Source organism: Plantactinospora sp. B24E8, from assembly GCF_039871735.1.
GTDB lineage: Bacteria > Actinomycetota > Actinomycetes > Mycobacteriales > Micromonosporaceae > Plantactinospora.
In genome coordinates, this window is the sequence record NZ_JBDPMH010000018.1 from 78581 (window position 1) to 97182 (window position 18602).

Consider the following 18602-nt stretch of genomic DNA (forward strand, 5'->3'; position numbering starts at 1 on the left):
AACACGGAACCCGTACGGGTCCGGCACGCTGAGTCGTCGACGGCCGCCCCCCGGGATCGACCGGTCAGGAAGGGGTCCTTCCGCAGCGCCGACTGCCACCCGGCAACGGGAAGGACCCCTTCCGTGCGGTCAGTGGTCGCCGAGTTGGCGGGCGACCGCGGCCCGGGACGGGACGCCGAGTTTGGCGATGATCCGGGTGACGTGGGTTTCCACCGTGCGTGGGCTCAGCACCAGCTGACCGGCGATCTGGTGGTTGGTCAGGCCCTGGGCGACCAGTTCGGCGACCTCGCGCTCGCGGGCGGAGAGCGTCACCGGGCCCTCGGTACGTTGCCGGGGCAGTCGGGCCGCCAGTCGACGCTGGGCCCGGTCCGCCTGACCGGCGAGCCAGCGCGCCCCGCTGCCGGCGAAGAGTTTCTTGGCCCGGCCCAGCTGTTCCCGGGCCGGTTGTGGATGTCCGGACGCGAACTCCGCCTCGGCGAGCAGCATCCGGGCCTGTCCCTCGGCCACGGGTGTGCCGGCCCGGGTGAACCAGCCGATGGTCGGGGTGATCTCGGCAACCGCCGTGGCGGGCAGGTTCTGTGCCATCAGGAGTCCGGCCCGGGCCAGGCCGACGTGGCCGAGCCGGGCCGGCATGCCGGCGGCGACGTCCGTGGCCCGGCCCAGCCAGCGCCGCAGCTGTGCCGACGTGCCGGCACCGGTGGCCGATCCGGCGCTGGTGGCCGGGCCGGCACCGGCGGGTGGGGGGACGTTCGCCGCCCCGGCCGGGGTGGCACCGGCGGCCGCGAGGGCGCGTAGCGCCAGGACGCTGGCCTCGGCCGGTCCGAGACAGCGGTACGTCTCCGCGTCCGCCAGCAGTTCCTGACAGTCGTCGTACTCGCCGAGCGCGTGGCACGCCTCCGCCAGGTGCAGTTGCACCACCGCCCGGTAGAGGGTGGAGCGCGGCGGAGCGCTGCCCCGCAGCCGGTCCAGGACGGGGCGTACCGCCTCCGGGCCGTCGACCCAGAGCAGCGGCCGGAGCCGGACCGCGCTGGCCAGGGTCGCCGCCTCGGCGCTGCCCTGCCAGCGGGCGATCTCCTCGGCCTCTTCCGCGTCCCGGAGCGACTCGTCGACCCGGCCGGCCGCGCCGTACAGCACCGACCGTGCCGCGTAGAGCACCGGCAGGACGTGGATCCGGCCGAACCGCACCCCGACGTCGATGCCGCGTTCGGCGTGGGCGAGGCCGTCGGCGTACCGGTCGACCATCGCCTCGACCCAGGCGAGCAGTGCGATCGCCCCCAGTTCGTCCCGGAGCGCGACGTCGCCGAGGGCGTCGATCATCCGGCCGGCGTGCGAGATCCGTACCCGGGCGGTGGGGAACGGGCCCTTGGCCAGGGCGCAGGCGGCGAGTACGGTGCTCGCCGCCGCCTCGAACCCCCGGTGCCCGCCACGCCGGGCCCGTTCGACGGTTTTCGCCGCGTGCCGGGCACCGGATCGCCAGCGACCGGCGAGCATCTCGTTGACCGCCAGTTCCAGCCGGAGCATCGCCTGGCTGGCGCCGGTGACGCCGAGCCGGTCCAGTTCGGCGCTGAGCAGGGTGCTGGCGACGTCGTGCCGGCCGGCCAGCCGCTCCAGCACGGCGAGTTGCTCGACGGCGGTGTGCCGGTGCGGTCCGGCGATCGCGACCAGGTCGTGCAGCACGGCCCGGGACTCGTCGAAGCGCCCGGTGACGCTGAGCGCCTTGGCGAACAGCAGCCGTAGTTCGGCCCGCCGGTCGGCCTGGTCGGGGCGGTCGGGCAGGGCCGCCAACGCGGCCCGCAACCAGGTGGCGCTGGTGCTCGGTGCACTGCCCATGGTGCTGCGGGCGGCGAGGGTGAGCACCTCGACGGCGTCCTCGTCACCCGGTTCGAGGGCCCGGGCGAGGTGGTGGGCCCGCAGGGTCAACGGTGCGCCCCGCTGTTGCAGGTGCGCGGCGACCCGCCGGTGGGCGGCGAGCCGCCACGCCGGGCCGGCCATCCAGTACGCCACCGCCCGGACCAGCGGATGTCGGAAGTCGAACGTGCCACCGGCCTGGCGCAGCAGGTCGCGGGCCACCAGGTTGTCGAGGACGACGCCGGTGCGGCACAGGTCGAGTTCGGCGGCGGCGGCCACCGCCGGCACGTCGAGTCCGGTGCCGACCACCGCGGTGGCCTGGAGGACGAGCCGCTCGGTGGGGTTCAGCCCGCGTACCTCCACCGCCATCGCGCCGTGCAGGGCGGTGCTCACCGGTTCGTCCGGGAAGTCGCCCCGCCGCAGCGCGGCCAGCACCTGGGTCGGGGTGCCGGCGAGCAGTTCCAGGTAGAGCGGGTTGCCGCCGCTGACCTGGTGGAGCAGCCGGCGGCGGGACGGCGGTTCGGCCGGCAGCCAGCGGTCGAGGTCGGGTCCGGAGAGCGGCCCGAGTCGGATCCGGGTGGGTGCGGGCGTGAGGTGGGCGAGTCCGTCGGCCAACCGGTCCGGGCACTGGTCGGTCCGGTAGGCGAAGACCACCAGCACACCGTTTCCCGGCGGGTGCCGCAGCAGGTAACCGAAGAACTCGACGGAGGCGTCGTCGGCCCACTGCACGTCGTCGAAGACCAGCAGCAGCCGGGCCGGCCGGGCGAGGGCGGTGAGCAGTTCGCACAGCCGCCGGTGCCGGCGGTGCCGTTCGACCGCCGCCGCGGGACCGGCGCCGACCGGCTCGGCGCCGGGCCCGCCGGCCGCGTCGAGGTCCCGGCCCGCGACGGCGTCGAGCAACGCCTGCAGTTCGGTGCGCTGCGCGGGTACGCCGGCCAGGGCGTCGAGCACCACGCCGTACGGGAGGGAGCGTTCGAACTCGGTGGCCCGGCCGGAGAGCACCACACGTCCGCGCCCCTGGGCGGTTCGGACGAGTTCGGCGAGGAGTCGACTCTTGCCGATGCCGGGCTCGCCGTCCAGGGTCAGGAAGCGTGGCTGCGACGAGTCGTCGAGCAGTCTGACCGTCCGGGCCAACTCGTCGTCCCGCCCGACGAATACCGCCGGGCCGGCGGCGGATCTCGTCGCGGTGGGTGTTCCGACAGCGGGTCTCGGGACGGCGGACGGTTCCGGGACAGATTGGATCGACACACGGCACCTCCGGGGGCATCGGAAAGCCTGCGTGCCGAGATAACCGCGTTGACCGTTATTGATGCCAGACCCGATCAGGGCGGACTAAAATCGGTCATCAGTCCATTGACAGCAACGCACCTGGAATCTATGGCCGCAATCCCCGCCCGTTTACCCGACAGCGGAGGTCGGCTCCCCTTTGGCTGATGACGCCTGGTCACGACCCGGCGCAGGACCGTTGAGTCCGCACCCCGACAGCACCGGAGGTCAACTCGGGCGCAGATCCTGCGGCTCCGCCAATAGCGCACGAAGGGGTCGGGGACAGACAGTTCCTCCCGCATCGCGGGAAGACCTGGTCCCGCAGGCGGGACCATTTTCGACAGCGTCACCAGTTTCGCCGTCCGAAAACGAAACGATCGGCGACCACGAATCATCCGAATCGTCGAGCGCGGCATCCCGACAACCCCGTGACAATGTGCTCGCGGTCCGGCGCGACCCGCCGCGCCGAGCCTGGTCAGTCGAAGTAGCTGGTCAGATAGCTCCACGAGGCGGCGTTGTCCGCACTCTCCCCGTGCGGCCGGCGCAGCTCGTCGACGTAGATCGCGATGTCGGCGAGCTTCCACCGCAGCCGGTGGAACGCCAGCCCGGCGACGTCGACCGGGCGTCCGGTCGCCCGGGAGTAGTCGGCGAGCAGGTCGGGATCCTCGGTGACCAGCCACAGGTCCCGCTCCGGCGGGGCGAGCCGGACCGTGTCCCAGTCGACCAGCCGCAACCCGTCGGCGGTCCGCAGCAGGTTGCCGGGATGCGGTTCGCCGTGCGTGACGACCGGTTCGGCACCGGTCTGCGCCACCCGCGCGGCGAGCCGGTCGAGGTCGGCCAACCACCCGTGGATCCGTACGGTCTGGACGGTCAGCAGTTTCCGGGTCGGTTCGGCGTACGGGCCGGTGTGCCACGGTCGGTCGAGGTCGTCGAGGGCCGCCTCGAGCCGCTGCCGGCCGGGCAGATCCGGTACGAACCGGCCGGCGGTCCGGGCGACCACCGGGGTGGCCTGGTGCAGTGTCACGAGCAGGTCCAGCACCTCGGGCAGGTCGGCCGGCCGGTGTGGACCGAACCTGCCGGCGACGCCGTCGAGCAGCGGGAAGACCGAGACGGCGTACCGGGGGTCGAGCCGGTACGCCGACGTGCCGTCCCCGGTCGGAACCGGCGCGACCACCGTGCCGAGTCCGGCGTCGCGGTGCAGGACGAGCGCGGTGTCGAAGGCTCTGCCGAGCTCGGCGAAGACGGCGTCCCGTCCCTCGGGGTCGGCGCCGAGGTCGTCGACGGTGACGAACCACGTCCGGTCGGTGTCGTCGAGTACCGACCAGTGGTAGCTGCCCGCCCCCACCGGCCGGTACGTCAACCCCGCCACGTCGAGCCCCCAGCCGTCGGACAACGCCGCGACCAGGTCTGACTCGGTCATCTCCGCCGGTCTGTCCCGCATGGTGCGCGATTGTGCCGACCTGGGCCGGGCGGGATCAACCGACTTTTCCGAGCCGGCACTGTTGCAGACCCGTTCTAGGGTCGAACCACGAGCCTCGACACCAGTCGATCGGATGGGTGACCTCATGGAGACGATCGTCGACGTTGTCGGCCTGGTCCTGGTGGTCGTGTCGTTGCTCTTCGCCGCCGTACAGACCCGGGAGTTGGCGAAACAGACCCGGCTCAACAACGGCATCACCAGAGTCACCGCCACCAGCGGGCTCGCCACCCTGACCCAGGGCTGGTACCAACACCTGGTCAGGGATCCCTCGTTGCGACCGTACTTCTTCGCTGGCCGGTCCTGCCCGCCGCGCGGCGACGAGCGGGCGGTGCTGGTCAGTCTCGCCGAGCTGCTCGCCGACGTTCTCGAGGGCGACCTGCGGACGACGGCGTTGCTGCCCGGTTTCGACTTCGCGCAGCAGTGGCACGAGTGGCCCGCGCACATGCTACGGAACAGTCCGGTGCTCGCCGAGGTGGTGGAGGCTCACCCTGCCTGGTGGCCCGCCCTGCGGGCGTTGCAGCAGTCGTTGGACGGCGTTGCCGACGGCCCGGTGCCGCACCCGTTGGTCGAGGTACGGCGACCGGGCCGGATCCGCGCCCTGCTGCGTCGACCGCCCCTGCGGTCAGGGCCGACGGAGGTCATCGAGCGCGGGGCGCCCGGGTCAGTGGCGTAGTTTCGCCAGTGCCTGCTGCCCGATCCGCATCCCCACCATCTTGCGCAGCACCGGCGTCTGCTTGCCGATCCCCTGCCCGACAACCTGGCGCACGCCCCTGGTCGCGTGGTTGATGCCGCCGAACCGCCGCATCACGCCCCGGAGGACCTGCCCGGGTTTCTGCTGCTCCCCGGCGAACGCGGTGACGATGATCAACCCGCCGGTCAGCGCCGGGATCACCCACTGCAGGACCCGCAGCTGGCGTTGCCGGCCCGCCACGTCCGGCGGTGTGCCGTTCATCGGCGCGGTGCCGGCCACCACCGGGGCCTCGGCGGTCTTCTGCAGCTTCATCCCGAGCAGTCGACTGTAGCCGGTCGCCGCCAGCGCGGCGACGGTCAGACCGGTCTTGACGGCGCTCATCTTGCCGACACCGGCCTGGGCGAACACCCGCGGACTCTCGGTGATCAACTCTCCGGCCGCGCCGACCACGTGCGCGCCGATCGCGGCCGCGTTGACCGGGGTCCACCGGGCCCACCCCTCCGACGCGACACCGAGCCGCTGTTTCTTGTCGGTGACCTTCTCCGCCGCGCCGTTGACCCCGACCGCCCCCATCAGCGTGCCGCCGAACCAGGCCGCCAGGCCGAGGTCGTGCATCGAGCGCAACATCGTGTGCCGTTCCCCCATGAGCCACCCTCCCGTTGTCCGAGGTTCCGGGCGTACCCGCTGGTCACGACCTCAATCGGCACGGCAGGTATCACCATCGGTCGATGAGCGTGCTGGGTACGACCGCGTACGACGAATGTCCGGATCTGCCGCCGCTGGGCGCCACGGTCACTCTCTTGCGGCGTCGACGTCCGGCAGCAGGGTGAACTCCGTACGCCCGGAGGCGACCCCGTTGACCTGGAGTTCGATCGCGTGTGCGCCCGGGTGGTAGCGCCGGGTGGTGATCTGCCGGAACGAATGCTCACGGACCAGCCGACGCTGCTCGCCCGGGGCGAGGATCATGGTGGTCAGCTTGAAGGTCTTGCCCCGCTGGCTGCCGTTCGCCTTCCTGTGGTGCACGATGTAGTCGACCGCGAGGGTCACCGGCCCGGTGCCGGTGTTGGTGATCGTGGCGGTGAACCCGACGCTGCCGCCGAACGGGATCTCCGTCGCCGCCAGCGCCGGCCCGACCACCTCGACCGGTGCCGACGCGGTGAAGCCGAGCAGCGCGAGCGCCCCCGGATGCCCCTGCTTGACCAGGGTCCGCAGCCCGTGCCGGACCACCCGGTCGGTGTTCTCGTCTGGCGCGGCCAGCCAGGACCGGGCCGTCTCGGCGACGATGTCCGGTTGCTGTCGGCTCAGGTCGTTCAGGTGGTTGGCGACCGACCGTCGGACGTACTCGCTCTCGTCCCGGTAGAGCGCGTCGAGGATGGGCAGCGTGGCCCGGGGGTCGGTCAGGATCCCGGGGACACGTTTCGCCCACGGCAGGAACGGCCGGGTCCCCTCCGAGGCGAGTCGCCGGACGTCCGGGTCGGGGCTGTCGGTCCAGCCCCGGATGATCGCCAGGGCCCGGTCGAGGTCGTGGTGGAGCAGCGTACGGAGGGCGAACTCGGCGGTGAGTCGGGAGGTGAGGTCGGCGAGCAACGCCATCGCGTCGTCGAAGGCTGTGAGTGTCCCGTCCGCTACCGCGGCGGCGGCGACCGCCTCGGTCACCGGCCAGACCAGCCAGCCGTGGAACGGCAGGGCGCCGTCCCGGGCCGCCCGGATGGTCCGGGCGAACGTGGCGTAGTCGCCGGGCAGGTCCCGCCGCAGCGCCTCGCCGAGCAGGTCGCTGCGTTCCCGCAGGGAGCGGCCGGCCAGGTCGCCGGCGGCCCGGCGCAACGCGGACAGCGGCGCCTGCGGCGCGACCACGGCGACCGCGCTCACCAGCGCCCTGGCGGTCTGCGCACCGATGAGTTCGTCGGCGAAGGGCATCTGCTGCTCCCGGGTGGTCCGTTGATCGGCGCGGACCATTCTGCGCGCCGGGTACGACGGTTGCCAGGGTCTCGCCGCCTGGGTGCACCACACCCTGCCAGTCCTGGACCAGAAGCGTTTACGCTGGTCAGCATGGCCGGCGCTGCCCGCGACAGCAACCCGCTCGGCGACTTCCTCCGGGCCCGGCGGGCCGGGGTCGAGCCGACCGAGGTCGGCCTGCGCGGCGGTGGTGACCGCCGGGTCGCCGGGCTGCGCCGCGAGGAGGTCGCCGTACTGGCCGGGGTGAGCGTCGACTACTACGCCCGGCTGGAACAGGGCCGGGAGCGGAACCCGTCACCGCAGGTCCTGGAGGCGATCGGCCGGGCACTCCGGCTCGGACCGGACGCCCGGGGACATCTGTTCCGGCTCGCCGGACTCAACCCGCGGCTCGGCCCGGACCGGGCGGCGGACCGGGTCCATCCCGCGCTGCGGCAACTCCTGGACGCCTTCCCGACCTCGGCCGCCTACGTGCTCGGTCCGGCGTTCGACGTCCTCGCCGCCAACGGGATCGCCGCCGCGCTGCTGAGCCCGTTCGCCCCGCAGACCAACATGGTCCGGGCGTTGTTCCAGCATCCGCAGGGACGGATCGTCTTCCCGGAGTGGCCGACCCTGACCGAGAACGTGGTGTACGCACTACGGCTCAACGCCGGCCTCTTTCCGCGTGACCAACAGTTACGGGCCCTCGTCGACGAACTGCGGCGGGACTCGGTGGAGTTCCGGTCACTCTGGGCCGACCAGCAGGTACGCGGCCTGGGCCGGCTGTTCAAGGTCTTCGTCCACCCGGAGGTCGGCCGGGTCGAGTTGACGTACCAGACGTTCGACGTACGGGACGCCCCCGGTCAGCAGCTTCTTGTCGGTACGCCGGAGCCGGGCAGCCGCAGCGCCGAGGCGCTCACCTACCTGGCAGCGACGCGGGTCACGTCACAGCACCAGTAGGTCACGTCACGGCAGCACCACCAGGAACGGGGACTACCATCCCGCCATGGCACTGCTGCACCGGGCGGAGATACGTCCCACGAAGCTCGAACTGCTGGCCGGCTGGCTGCCCGGCCGTGACTGGTACCAGGGTCGGCCCGGCGCCGAACTGGTCCGGGTGGCGGCCTACCGCTTCGACGACCCGGCCGGCCGGGTGGGGATCGAGACGATGCTTGTCAGTTTCGGTGACGGGCCGGTGCTCCAGGTGCCGCTCACCTACCGTGACGCGCCGCTGGACGGTGCCGACGGTTGGCTGATCGGCACCACCGACCATTCCGTGCTCGGCCGGCGCTGGGTCTACGACGGCTGCGGCGATCCGGTCTACGCGGCCGCGCTGGCCGACGCGGTCCTCGCCGCCACCGGTCAGGCGGAAGAGCACTTCGAGGTGGCCGGGAAGCGGGAGGTCCGGGCACCGAGCATGGCGATCGCCAGCAGCGGTGACCCGGGTACCGAGGTGCCGCACCTCGGCGAGCACCGGCTGGTTGTCGAGGGTGAACCGACCCGGATCGTGACGGATCCGCTGGAGCTGGCCGTGGTCCGTTGCCTGGCCGCCGACGGCACTCCCCCGACCGGCACCGGCGCCGTGCTGACCGGCAGCTGGGACGGGCAGCCGACACCGCTGCCGCTGGCGTACGCCGCCCTGCGCTGAGCCGTCCCTGTCCCGCTGACCTGGGCCGACAGCACTGCCAGGGGGTGCCACACCCAGGAAGACGCGCCCTTCTTCCGGCGCCACCGTCGACGCACGATTGCTCCTGGCCGCGGACCACGCGGCGACCGCGACAGCGACCAGGAGTTTTCGTGACCATGACAGCGAACACCAACGGCAGGATCGTCCTGATCACCGGGGCGAGCAGCGGAATCGGGGCGGCGACCGCCCGCCGGCTCGCCGCCGACGGACACCACGTCGTGCTCGGCGCCCGACGTACCGACCGGCTCGCCGCCCTCGCCGCCGAGATCCGCGCGGCGGGCGGCCGGGTCGACCACCAGGAGCTGGACGTGACCAGCCTGGAGAGCGTACGGGGCTTCGTCGAGGCCGCCCACCGGCGGCACGGTCGGATCGACGTACTGGTGAACAACGCCGGGGTGATGCCACTGTCCACCCTCGACGCACTGCGGGTCGACGAGTGGAACCAGATGATCGACGTGAACCTGCGCGGCGTCCTGCACGGGATCGCCGCCGCGCTGCCGCTGATGAAGGCCCGGGGCAGCGGTCACGTGGTGAACGTAGCCTCGACGGCCGGGCACCGGGTCGACCGGACCGCCGCCGTCTACTGCGCCACCAAGTACGCGGTCCGGGCGCTGTCCGAGGGGCTGCGGCAGGAGAGCCGGGAGATCCGGGTGACCGTGGTGAGCCCCGGCTTCACCGAGTCGGAGCTGACCGACCGGGGTGGCGACCCGCAGGTCCGGGCGGCCGTCCGGGCGGCGGCCGAGCAGCTCGCCATTCCGGCATCCGCGGTCGCGGACGCGATCGGTTACGCGATCACCCAGCCCGGCAACGTGGACGTCAACGAGATCGTGGTCCGCCCGACCGCCCAGGGCTGACGGTCCCCACGGTCGGCGTTGTCGTAGCCGCTGTCTAGCATCCCGTCGCATGGGGACGACCTATCAGACCGTGCTGGTGACCGGCCCCCTCGACAACCTCCGCCACGCGCTGACCCTGCTCCGGCGAGAGGCGTACGTGGCGCCGGTCGCCGAGGGCCGCTGGGCTGTCCTGCCGCGCGAGGACGAGCACGGGTACGCCGACACCGACGAACTGGCCCGGCTGCTGAGCCTGGTACCCGACTGCTCCGCCGCGAGCTTCGACGTCCACGACTCCGACGTACTGAGCGTCGGCCTGCACCACGACGGCGACAAGGTCCACTCCTACGTGTCGGACCGGTCGTACGTCGTGGAGTGGTGGGACGACGACGACAACGAGTGCTGGATCGGCCTCGACGGCACGGTGTACCCGGAGGACGGTCCGCTGCCGCCGCCGGGGCCGGCCGGCGACGACCCGGCGTCGTTCGCGCCGCTCGGCGTCGGCGACGTCGACCTGGTACGCCTGCACGCCGCCCTGCGCGGCGACGTGTCCGAGCACGATTCGTCGCGGTTGCGCGCCGAATGCCAGCACCACGAGATCCTGGCGGCACTGAACCTGGATCCGGGCCCGGCGACCGAGGCGTTCCGGCACTTCACGCCGGAGAGGTTTCCGGCGGCGGTCCGGGTTGGCCCGTTCGCGGCGGAGCCGGCGGGCTCCCCGCCCTGATGGCTCGCCGGCCCCGCCTGGTCAGCCGGTCCGGCGGTCAGCCGTGCTGGCGGACGTAACCCAGCTCGAAGTCGAGATTCCAGGTCGTGCCGTCCTTCGACATCTCCCACCGGGCGTCGACGCTGTTGCCGTCGACGCCGAGCGTGCCGGTGAACCGCTGGTGGAAGCCGGGTGCCTCGCGCCAGATCCGCCAACCGCCGTCCGCGAACGTCATCCGGTAGACCCGGTGCACGCCCCGGCCGTCGGTGTAGAGCATGGTGAACTCGCCGGTCGTGTCGTCGAGCCCGATCAGCGCGTACATCGGGAAGGGCGCGTTGTCCCGCCACTGCTGTGGCGTGCCGTCCGGGATCGTGTCGACGTCGGTCACCTGCCGGATGAAGAGCCCGTCCGGCTGCCAGGCGAACTCGCCCCTGGCGGGCCGGTGGTCAGGTCTCACCGGGGCGGACCAGCCCACTCTCGTAGGCGATCACCACAAGTTGGGAACGGTCCCGGGCGTGCAGTTTGCTCAACAGCCGACTGACGTAGGTGCGGGCGGTCTCCGGGCTGAGGTACAGGGCGGCGCCGATCTCGGCGTTCGAGCGTCCGGCGCCGATCTGGGCGAGGACGTCCCGTTCGCGGTCGGTGAGTCCGGCGAGCCGGCCGGGGTCGGCGACCGGTGACCGGGCCACCGCGGCGAGGACCCGCCGGGTGACGGCGGGCGACAGCAGCGCGTTTCCGTCCGCGACGAGCCGGACGGCCTCCCGGAGCGCGTCCGGCGGGGTGTCCTTGAGCAGAAAGCCGGCGGCACCGGCCCGGATGGCCTCGAACAGGTACTCGTCGTCGTCGAAGGTGGTCAGCATGACCACCCGGACGTCGGCCAGTTTCGGGTCGGCGAGGATCTGTCGGGTCGCGGTCAGCCCGTCGGTGCCGGGCATCCGGACGTCCATCAGCACGATGTCGGGTCGTTCCGTCCGGACGACGGCCAGCCCCCCGGCACCGTCGCCGGCCTCGCCGACGACGGCGATCTCGGGAGTACGTTCGAGCAGCGCGCGGAGTCCGGTGCGGACCAGGTGCTGGTCGTCGACGAGGACGACCCGGATCGGGGTCACGTCCGGCTCCCGGGCAGCGGCAGTCGGGCGTACACCCGGAAGCCGCCGCTCGCCACGGTGCCGGCGGTGCCGCCGTTGCCTGTGGTGGTGATGGTGTCGGCGGTTCCGGTGGTGCCGGCGGTTGGGGTGTCGCGGCCGGGTCCGATGGTGCCCGCCTCGACGGTGCCGCCGAGCAGGGTGACCCGCTCCGCCATGCCCCGCAGCCCCTGCCCGGCCGTGCCGGGCGGTCCGTCGGGGCCGGGTGGGACCGCCCGCGCGCCCCGACCGTCGTCGACGACCTCCAGCGACAGTTCGGCGCCGGTCACCCGGACGGTGACCTCGACCCGGGTGGCTCCGGCGTGCCGCAGGGTGTTGGTCAGCGCCTCCTGGACGACCCGGTAGGCGGTGGTCCCGACGACGGTCGGCAGCGTGTCGACGTCACCGGTGACCCGCAGCTCGACCGCCAGCCCGCTGTGGCGGACGCCGTCGACGAGGGTGGCCAACTGGTCGAGGCCGGGTGCCGGTTCGCGGGTGCCGGGGTCGCGGCGCAGCGTACCGAGGGTGGCCCGCAGCTCGGCCATGGCGGAGCCGCCCGCCGACCGGATCGCCGCCAGCGCGTCTCGGGCCCGGTCGGGTCGACTGTCGGCAAGTGCCTCCTCGGCGACCGCGGACTGCAGCGTGACCACGGACATGGTGTGTCCGAGGGTGTCGTGCACCTCGCGGGCGATGCGGAGCCGTTCGGCCTCGACCTGCCGGGCGGCCTCCCGGCGGCGTTCCTCGTCGGCGACCGCCGCCTGCCGGGCCAGTTCGGCCCGGAGTGACCGCCGGTTGCGGACGGCGTCGCCGAGGGCGATGACCGCGAGGATCAGTGCCGCCTCGGAGCCGAGGTCGAAGCCGACGACGATCGAGACGTCGTCGCCCTCGACCAGGCGGGCGCCGACCGAGACCGCCAGCAGCACCGCGCCGACGACGGCCGCCGCCACCGCCCGGCCACGTTCCGCCGCCCGGTACAGCACGGCGGCGGCCGGCGCGGCCAGCCCGATCGGCGGCAGGTCCAGCATGTAGTAGGCGACGATGCCGAGCGCGGTGACCAGCAGGGCGGGCACCGGCCACCGCCGGGCGCAGAGCAGCAGGGCGCCGAGTCCGACCGCGAAGCCGTAGGCGAGGGCGGCCCGGCCGGGTGCGGCGTTGTCGGTCACCACGGCGGCGGCGACCAGCAGGAAGGTGGCGGCGCCGAGCAGCGCGTCGGTCCGGGTCGGTGGGGTGGCCTGCACGCAGCCGAGCGTAGGCCGGCCCGGGGTGAGACCGCTGTCGTCGCCGGGCGTCAGTTCCGGGATCCGGCGTACGTCGAGAAGCGACCCCGGATCGCGCCGCCGCGCGGCAGACGGTCGCGGTACGGCTGCCTAGCGTCGATGACGGCTCGACAGAGCCGCTTTGTCCGACAACTTCCGAAGGGATGCACACAGTGTTACGCACCCGATTGATGTGGTTTGCTCTGATCGCCCTGGTCTGGACGGCGATGATGTCGTTCGGCGGGGTGGCCGCCGAGACAGTGATGCTCTATCCGAACATCTTCGGTGACGCGCCCGCCTCGCTGGACCGGGCCCGGGAGTTCCTGGTCGCTGGCGGGCCGAGCGACTACTTCCCGCCGCTGGGCGCCACCGTGGTGCTCAGCAGCCTCGCCGCCACGGCCCTGGCCTGGCGGAACCGCCGGCTGCGCTGGCTGGTCGCCGGAGCCGCCGCGGTTTTCATCGCCTGCGAGTTCCTCTTCTCGGTGGTCTTCTTCTGGCCACGTAACGAGATCATGTTCATCGACCCGGTCGGCACCCACTCCCCCGAGTACCTGCGTCAGGTCGCCGGCGAGTTCGTCGCCGGACACTGGGTACGCCTCGCCGGCGGCCTGGTCACGGCGGTGCTCGCGTTCACCGCGCTGCTGCGGTTCACCCGCGACACCGCGCCGCGGGCGGCTGCCGTGGCGGACGCGCCTGCCCCGGCGGACGCGGGGGCTCCGGCGGACGCGGGGGCTCCGGCGGACGCGGGGGCCGGACGATGAGCCGGACCGCCCGTACCCCCGGATTCTCCTGGCCGGTGCTGGTCGGGCTGGCCGCGCTGGCCGTACCCCGGGTGGTGCTGCACGACCTTGGGGTGATCGAGGAGGGCAGTCTGGTCAACGGGCTGCTGGTGTTCCTGCCGCCGCTGTGCTGGATCGCGGCCGTGCTGTGGCGTCGCCCGTCCCGCCCGTTCCTGACGGTGCTGCTCGTCGGCGCGCTCTACGGCGTGTTCCTCGCGGTCGGCCACCAACTGCTCTGGGACTCGACCTTCGACCAGACCACCCCGGCTCTCGGCGGCAACCTCGCCGACCTCGACCCGGGGGCGCAGGAGGGCATCCTGCGGACCGCCGCCGTATTCTCCAGCCTCGTCACCGGGGCGTTCGTCGGCGCGGTCACCGGTGCGGTCGCGGCCCTGCTGTGCCGGGTCGTGCCGCCAGCCGACAATGCTCCGGGCCAGGTCGGCCGGCAACTGTCCGACCGTCGGTGACGGTTGCCGGTCAGCCGTCCCGGAGCGTACGGCCGGTGGCGGCGAGCGCCTCCCGGAGGATCCGGACCGCCTTCGGGCCGACTCCGTGCAGCGCCGCCAACTCGGCGGCGGTCAGGTCGGCGACCTGGGCCAGCGTGCTGATGCCGGCTCCGGCAAGTGCCCGGGTGGCGGGTCTGCCGATGGCCCTGGGCAGGTCACCGACCTGACCCGGGGCGGCGGTGCCGGTGGCGGCCACCCGCGCGGCGAGCGGTTCGGGGGCGTGGGCGAGCCAGGCACGCCGTACCCAGTGGTTGAGCTGCTGACCGTTGATGTCCCGCAGCGGCACCCGCACACCGGTCGCCGTCGTTTCCCCGGTCAGGTGCTCGGCCCGTACCTGGTCCGCCTCGGCGGCTGGCAGGTGCAGGCGTACCCGGTTGTCGGGGTCGACCGAGGCGAACTCCCGGTCGTGGACGGTGAAGGTCACCGGGCCGGGCCGGGCGCCACGCTCGACGGTCTCCGGCAGGGAGAGCGCGGTGGTGCGGAGCTGGGCCAGCGTCGTCATGCCGGATACGATCGCATGCCTCTCCGACGACGCCTGCGCCCGGCGGTGGCCGGTTCGTCGCACCGCTGTCGCCGTTTGTCCGGGGCCGAGTCCGGGAACTCTCCTCGGATGGTGACCCACACCCCGTCCCGGCGTCGGACGCCGGCCCGCAGCTGGTTGGTCCTGCTCGGATTCCTGGTGGCGGTCGCGGTCACCGCCGCGATCGGCGGGCTCGGGGTGCAGGGCACCACCGAGGAGTACCAGAACCTCCGGCAACCGTCCTGGGCGCCGCCGTCGTGGCTGTTCGGCCCGGTCTGGACGGTGCTCTACGTGCTGATCGGGGTCTCCGGCTGGCTCTACTGGCGGCGGGCCGGCTTCGACCGGGCGCTCGTCGTCTACGCGGCACAGTTGGTGCTGAACGCGATCTGGACCCCGCTCTTCTTCGGTGCCGGCCGCTACGGGCTCGCCTTCGCCGACATCGTCGTGCTCTGGCTGCTCATCGGGGTGACCGTGGTGCTGTTCGGGCGCCGTTCCCGGCCGGCCGCGCGGCTGCTGCTGCCGTACTGGGCCTGGGTCACCTTCGCCGCCGCGCTCAACTTCACCATCTGGCAGCTCAGCGCCTGAGGTACGGAAGGAGCCCGGTCACTCGAGGGGCGGGTGACCGGGCCGTGCTCCACGTACCGATGGTCAGTTGACGTTGCGGATGGTGCCGCCGTCGACCCGCAGGTTGGCGCCGCTGATGTAGCCGGCGAGTGGGCTGGCCAGGTACGCGACGGCGGAGGCGATCTCGTCGGGTCGCCCCATCCGCTGGATGTCGTTGGGCACCAGGTCGTTGGTGGCGGCCTGCTCGATCTCCTCCCAGGTCTCGCCCCAGCCGCGTTCGGGGGCGAGTCCGGTGAGCAGGTCCTTGACCGCGTCGACCAGGATCGCGCCGGGCGCGACGACGTTGGAGGTCACGCCGGAGCCGCGCAGTTCACGGGCCAGCGACACCGCCAGGTTGTGCCGGGCGGCGAGGGTGGCGTTGTACTGCGGGTGCTGGAACAGTGGCTGCGTGCCGAGGCCGCCACCGATGGTGATCACCCGTCCCCAGCCGCGCTCGCGCATCTGCGGCACGAGGCGCTGGATCATCCGTACCCCGGAGATGACGTTGCCCTCGTAGGTCTCCGCCCAGGTGTCCGGGGTGGCGTCGGTCCAGGACAGGTGCTGGTACGCACCGGCGTTGTTGACCAGGATGTCGACGAGTCCGCCGGCCAGGGCCTCCGCCGCCACCTTGTCCGCGCCCGCGTCGGTGGTCAGGTCACCGGTCGCGACGTCGGCGGTGCCACCCGCTGCCCGGATCTCGTCGGCGACGGCCCGGGCACGTCCTTCGTCCCGTCCGTGCACGACCACCGCGGCGCCCTCGGCGGCGAGCAGTCGCACCATCGCCACGCCGAGCCCGGAGCTCGAACCGGTCACCAGGGCACGCTTGCCCGAAAGTTGCAGATCCATGAGATTTTCCCCGTTTCGTCTGTGCATCAGTCTGCTATGTCTACAACCGTAGACCTGATGGAAGAAGTAGTCTACGCTCGTAGACATGAGCCACAACGCACCCGGAGCTGGGAAAAGTCCCGGCACCCGACGGCGGGACGCCGCCGCCACCCGAGAGGCGATCCTGCGGTCTGCGCAGGAGTCCTTCACCCGGGTCGGCTACGACGGCGCCGGAGTACGCGAGGTCGCCGGGAACGCCGGGGTGACCGCCATGCTGGTCAACCGCTACTTCGGGTCGAAGGAGCAGCTCTTCGCCGAGGTGGTGGACCGGTCCTTCGCGCCGCGTACCGTCGTCGGCACCGACCGGGAGGCGCTGACCGAGCAGACCGCGAGCACCCTTGCCGCGCGAACCGCGTCGGACGCCGACGACCTCGACCCGTTCCTGTTGATGCTCCGCTCGGCGGCCAACCCGCGGGCCGCCGAGATCATCCGGGCCGGCATCGAGCGGCACGTCGGCAGCCACGTCACCGGCCTGCTCGGCGGCGCGGACGCCGCCGTCCGCGCGGAGCTGCTGCTCTCCCTGATCGCTGGGGTGTGGCTGATGCGCCGGGTCGTCGCGACCCCGGCGCTCAGTGAGGCTGACGAGGAAACCCTCGCCCGCCACCTGCGGGACCTGATCTGGACCCTGGTCGACCCGCCGACCGATTCCGACGAGTCGACCGACCTCGACCCGCCGACAGACCTCGACGCGGAGGCCGACGTTACGGCTGCTGACGACGCAGCCGGGTGAGGATGTCGGCGATCTCCCGGGTCTCCTCGTCGTCGGCGCCGTAGACCAGCAACAGGTCGTCGTGCAGCGGCTGCAGCTCGGCGACCGCCTCGGCCTCCCGTCCCTCCGAGAGCAGCAGCAGCCCGATGCTGCGGCGGATGTCCAGCGCGGTCTGGCTCGCGTCCCCGCCCTCGTCCCGGACGTGGCCGAGCGCCTCCCGGAACTGTCGCAGCGCCGCCGTGGCCTGGCCCAACTCCGCCCGGCAGTACGCCGCCTGCCGCAGACAGTCCACCGCGTCCGGGTTCCCGACCCCGCCGACCCGGGTGTACGCCCCTACCAGTGCGTCGAACTCGGGCAGCGCCCGCCGGTAGTCGCCGCCGAAGAGCAGGCTGGCGGCGCGCCGGGCCCGGAGCACCAGCACCTGCCGGCTCTCCGTGCCGAGCGCGTCACCGGCCAGGGCGATGATGTTCTCCAGCACCTCGGCCGCCTGGGCGTACCGCTCCTGCTCCAGCAGCTCGGTGGACTCGGCGACCGCCTCCCGGATCGCGTCGCGGAGCGCGGTGTCGGCGCGGACCGCCACGGGTGGGGTCGCCTGCTCCTCGACCGCCGAGGCGGGCGGCGCGGGAGCCGGCGCGGGACGGGGCGCGTTCGGCCGCCGGTAGAGCAGGGTCGGGTCCGGCATCGCGGACAGCTCGGGACCGACGGGCGGCGACTCGGCCCCGGGCGGCGGCAGGAACGGCAGCAGCCGCTGGTGCACGGCGTACGCGTCCGCAGGCCGCTGCTCGGGGACCTTCGCCAGCAGCTCCAGGACCAGCCGCTCCAGCGCTTCGGGTACGTCCGGCCGCCACAGCCGCACCGCCGGCGGCGGCTCCTTGACATGCCGGTACATCAGCTGGAACCCGGTCTCGGCGGTGAAGACGTGCCGACCGGTGAGCAGTTCGTGCAGCAGGCAGCCGAGGGCGTACAGGTCGCTGTGCGGGCTGACCTGGGCGGCCTGGATCTGCTCCGGCGACATGTAGTGGTGGGTGCCAACCAGGCCGCCGGTGCCGGTGAGCCGGGTGACGTCGGTACGCAGGATCGCGGCGATGCCGAAGTCGAGCAGCTTCACCGCACCGTCCTCGGTGACCAGTACGTTGTCCGGCTTCAGATCCCGGTGCACCACCGGTACGGCGTGCGCGTGCGACAGCACGGTGCAGATCTGGGCGGCGATCGCCACCGCCCAGTCGATCGGCAGTGGACGGTCGGGCTGGATGAAGGCGCGCAGCGAGGTGCCGCGGACGTACTCCATCACCAGGTAGACCTGGTCGTGTGGGCGGTCCAGGACGGCGTCGTACACCTGCGGGACGCCGTGGTGCTGGACCCGGGCGGTGACCCTGGCCTCGCGGCGGAACCGTTTGGCGAACTCGTCGGCCTCCTCCGGCGTACCGGCCACGTCCGGCCGGATCAGCTTGACCGCGACCTCACGGTCGAGCACGCCGTCGTAGCCGCGCCATACCTGACCCATGCCACCGGAGTTGATCTCCTCGACCAGTTCGTACCGGCCGGCGATCGGCTCTGCCCGCACCGTCACCCGTGACCCGCCCTTCCCGAGGGGACGTCCCGCACCCGGCGCTACAGACGCCTTCCGCCCGAAGGGCCGGAAGCGTGCCGGTTTCACTTGACCTCGCAGCAAGCCCGATCACGTGATCAGCAATCCCGCCTGCCAAAATCATGCAACACCGAATCGATCATCCGGCGAACGACTGCCTCCGCATGGGTGGCTCGAGGACGAAGCGGTGGT

The 18602-nt window shown here is 72.6% G+C and carries 19 protein-coding genes; 9 read left to right on the forward strand and 10 right to left on the reverse strand.

What is annotated here, in order from left to right:
• Nucleotides 1–129: 129 nt before the first annotated feature.
• Entirely contained in the window at nt 130–3096 is a 2967-nt protein-coding gene (locus ABGB21_RS23685; RefSeq protein ID WP_347679587.1) for an AAA family ATPase, read from the reverse strand.
• Between the two features lie 493 nt (nt 3097–3589).
• A complete protein-coding gene (locus tag ABGB21_RS23690) occupies nt 3590–4555 on the reverse strand; it encodes a phosphotransferase (RefSeq protein WP_347679589.1) in 966 nt (321 codons plus the stop codon).
• A gap of 112 nt (nt 4556–4667) precedes the next feature.
• On the opposite strand from ABGB21_RS23690, the gene ABGB21_RS23695 reads away from it, so the two are divergent.
• Nucleotides 4668–5267 (forward strand): hypothetical protein, encoded by a 600-nt coding sequence (locus ABGB21_RS23695; RefSeq protein WP_347679591.1) that lies wholly within the window; start codon nt 4668–4670, stop codon nt 5265–5267.
• Here ABGB21_RS23695 and ABGB21_RS23700 read toward each other — a convergent pair.
• Entirely contained in the window at nt 5256–5930 is a 675-nt protein-coding gene (locus ABGB21_RS23700; protein ID WP_347679593.1) for a hypothetical protein, read from the reverse strand. The two genes, ABGB21_RS23695 and ABGB21_RS23700, sit on opposite strands and share 12 nt — an antisense overlap.
• Nucleotides 5931–6077: 147 nt before the next feature.
• Complete coding sequence (locus ABGB21_RS23705; RefSeq protein ID WP_347679595.1) at nt 6078–7202, reverse strand: DNA alkylation repair protein; 1125 nt, start codon at nt 7200–7202, stop codon at nt 6078–6080.
• Between the two features lie 132 nt (nt 7203–7334).
• On the opposite strand from ABGB21_RS23705, the gene ABGB21_RS23710 reads away from it, so the two are divergent.
• The 4 genes from ABGB21_RS23710 to ABGB21_RS23725 all read left to right on the forward strand — a co-directional run bounded on the left by ABGB21_RS23710 (nt 7335) and on the right by ABGB21_RS23725 (nt 10461).
• Entirely contained in the window at nt 7335–8177 is an 843-nt protein-coding gene (locus ABGB21_RS23710; protein WP_347656015.1) for a helix-turn-helix transcriptional regulator, read from the forward strand.
• Between the two features lie 46 nt (nt 8178–8223).
• Complete coding sequence (locus tag ABGB21_RS23715; RefSeq protein WP_347679597.1) at nt 8224–8865, forward strand: hypothetical protein; 642 nt, start codon at nt 8224–8226, stop codon at nt 8863–8865.
• Between the two features lie 155 nt (nt 8866–9020).
• Nucleotides 9021–9758 (forward strand): SDR family oxidoreductase, encoded by a 738-nt coding sequence (locus ABGB21_RS23720; RefSeq protein WP_347679653.1) that lies wholly within the window; start codon nt 9021–9023, stop codon nt 9756–9758.
• 49 nt (nt 9759–9807) lie between these two features.
• A complete protein-coding gene (locus ABGB21_RS23725; RefSeq protein WP_347679599.1) occupies nt 9808–10461 on the forward strand; it encodes a hypothetical protein in 654 nt (217 codons plus the stop codon).
• 37 nt (nt 10462–10498) lie between these two features.
• On the opposite strand, the gene ABGB21_RS23730 is transcribed toward ABGB21_RS23725, so the two are convergent.
• The 3 genes from ABGB21_RS23730 to ABGB21_RS23740 are packed head-to-tail and all read right to left on the reverse strand — an operon-like array spanning nt 10499 to nt 12802.
• Nucleotides 10499–10897 (reverse strand): hypothetical protein, encoded by a 399-nt coding sequence (locus ABGB21_RS23730; RefSeq protein ID WP_347679601.1) that lies wholly within the window; start codon nt 10895–10897, stop codon nt 10499–10501.
• Entirely contained in the window at nt 10887–11549 is a 663-nt protein-coding gene (locus tag ABGB21_RS23735; protein ID WP_347679603.1) for a response regulator transcription factor, read from the reverse strand. The genes ABGB21_RS23730 and ABGB21_RS23735 overlap by 11 nt, the downstream gene beginning before the upstream one ends.
• A complete protein-coding gene (locus ABGB21_RS23740) occupies nt 11546–12802 on the reverse strand; it encodes a sensor histidine kinase (protein WP_347679605.1) in 1257 nt (418 codons plus the stop codon). Before ABGB21_RS23740 ends, ABGB21_RS23735 begins: the two co-directional genes overlap by 4 nt.
• Before the next feature lie 209 nt (nt 12803–13011).
• Between ABGB21_RS23740 and ABGB21_RS23745 the strand changes: the two genes are divergently transcribed.
• Nucleotides 13012–13581 carry a DUF1772 domain-containing protein gene (locus ABGB21_RS23745; RefSeq protein ID WP_347679607.1) on the forward strand — a complete coding sequence of 190 codons (570 nt, stop codon included), beginning with the start codon at nt 13012–13014 and terminating at the stop codon, nt 13579–13581.
• A complete protein-coding gene (locus tag ABGB21_RS23750; protein WP_347679609.1) occupies nt 13578–14066 on the forward strand; it encodes a hypothetical protein in 489 nt (162 codons plus the stop codon). The genes ABGB21_RS23745 and ABGB21_RS23750 overlap by 4 nt, the downstream gene beginning before the upstream one ends.
• 10 nt (nt 14067–14076) lie before the next feature.
• On the opposite strand, the gene ABGB21_RS23755 is transcribed toward ABGB21_RS23750, so the two are convergent.
• The gene (locus tag ABGB21_RS23755; RefSeq protein ID WP_347679611.1) at nt 14077–14607 is read right to left on the reverse strand and encodes a hypothetical protein; all 531 of its coding nucleotides are present in this window, start codon (nt 14605–14607) and stop codon (nt 14077–14079) included.
• Nucleotides 14608–14715: 108 nt separating this feature from the next.
• Here ABGB21_RS23755 and ABGB21_RS23760 point away from each other — a divergent pair, with 108 nt between their 5' ends.
• A complete protein-coding gene (locus ABGB21_RS23760) occupies nt 14716–15210 on the forward strand; it encodes a TspO/MBR family protein (RefSeq protein ID WP_347679613.1) in 495 nt (164 codons plus the stop codon).
• A gap of 63 nt (nt 15211–15273) precedes the next feature.
• Here ABGB21_RS23760 and ABGB21_RS23765 read toward each other — a convergent pair whose 3' ends face one another.
• The gene (locus ABGB21_RS23765; protein WP_347679615.1) at nt 15274–16074 is read right to left on the reverse strand and encodes an SDR family NAD(P)-dependent oxidoreductase; all 801 of its coding nucleotides are present in this window, start codon (nt 16072–16074) and stop codon (nt 15274–15276) included.
• Between the two features lie 85 nt (nt 16075–16159).
• Between ABGB21_RS23765 and ABGB21_RS23770 the strand changes: the two genes are divergently transcribed.
• Entirely contained in the window at nt 16160–16843 is a 684-nt protein-coding gene (locus ABGB21_RS23770) for a TetR family transcriptional regulator (RefSeq protein ID WP_347655999.1), read from the forward strand.
• Here ABGB21_RS23770 and ABGB21_RS23775 read toward each other — a convergent pair.
• Nucleotides 16815–18392, reverse strand: a complete 1578-nt coding sequence (locus tag ABGB21_RS23775; RefSeq protein WP_347679617.1) for a serine/threonine-protein kinase — start codon at nt 18390–18392, stop codon at nt 16815–16817. The genes ABGB21_RS23770 and ABGB21_RS23775 overlap by 29 nt on opposite strands.
• Nucleotides 18393–18602: the final 210 nt, after the last annotated feature.

Coding starts and splice junctions, on each gene's coding strand:
- ABGB21_RS23725 (WP_347679599.1), top strand. CDS start 9,808: ATGGGGACGACCTATCAGACCGTGCTGGTGACCGGCCCCCTCGACAAC.
- ABGB21_RS23765 (WP_347679615.1), bottom strand. CDS start 16,074: ATGGATCTGCAACTTTCGGGCAAGCGTGCCCTGGTGACCGGTTCGAGC.
- ABGB21_RS23770 (WP_347655999.1), top strand. CDS start 16,160: ATGAGCCACAACGCACCCGGAGCTGGGAAAAGTCCCGGCACCCGACGG.
- ABGB21_RS23700 (WP_347679593.1), bottom strand. CDS start 5,930: ATGGGGGAACGGCACACGATGTTGCGCTCGATGCACGACCTCGGCCTG.
- ABGB21_RS23695 (WP_347679591.1), top strand. CDS start 4,668: ATGGGTGACCTCATGGAGACGATCGTCGACGTTGTCGGCCTGGTCCTG.
- ABGB21_RS23705 (WP_347679595.1), bottom strand. CDS start 7,202: ATGCCCTTCGCCGACGAACTCATCGGTGCGCAGACCGCCAGGGCGCTG.
- ABGB21_RS23720 (WP_347679653.1), top strand. CDS start 9,021: ATGACAGCGAACACCAACGGCAGGATCGTCCTGATCACCGGGGCGAGC.
- ABGB21_RS23715 (WP_347679597.1), top strand. CDS start 8,224: ATGGCACTGCTGCACCGGGCGGAGATACGTCCCACGAAGCTCGAACTG.
- ABGB21_RS23690 (WP_347679589.1), bottom strand. CDS start 4,555: ATGCGGGACAGACCGGCGGAGATGACCGAGTCAGACCTGGTCGCGGCG.
- ABGB21_RS23750 (WP_347679609.1), top strand. CDS start 13,578: ATGAGCCGGACCGCCCGTACCCCCGGATTCTCCTGGCCGGTGCTGGTC.
- ABGB21_RS23755 (WP_347679611.1), bottom strand. CDS start 14,607: ATGACGACGCTGGCCCAGCTCCGCACCACCGCGCTCTCCCTGCCGGAG.
- ABGB21_RS23710 (WP_347656015.1), top strand. CDS start 7,335: ATGGCCGGCGCTGCCCGCGACAGCAACCCGCTCGGCGACTTCCTCCGG.
- ABGB21_RS23760 (WP_347679613.1), top strand. CDS start 14,716: ATGGTGACCCACACCCCGTCCCGGCGTCGGACGCCGGCCCGCAGCTGG.
- ABGB21_RS23745 (WP_347679607.1), top strand. CDS start 13,012: ATGTGGTTTGCTCTGATCGCCCTGGTCTGGACGGCGATGATGTCGTTC.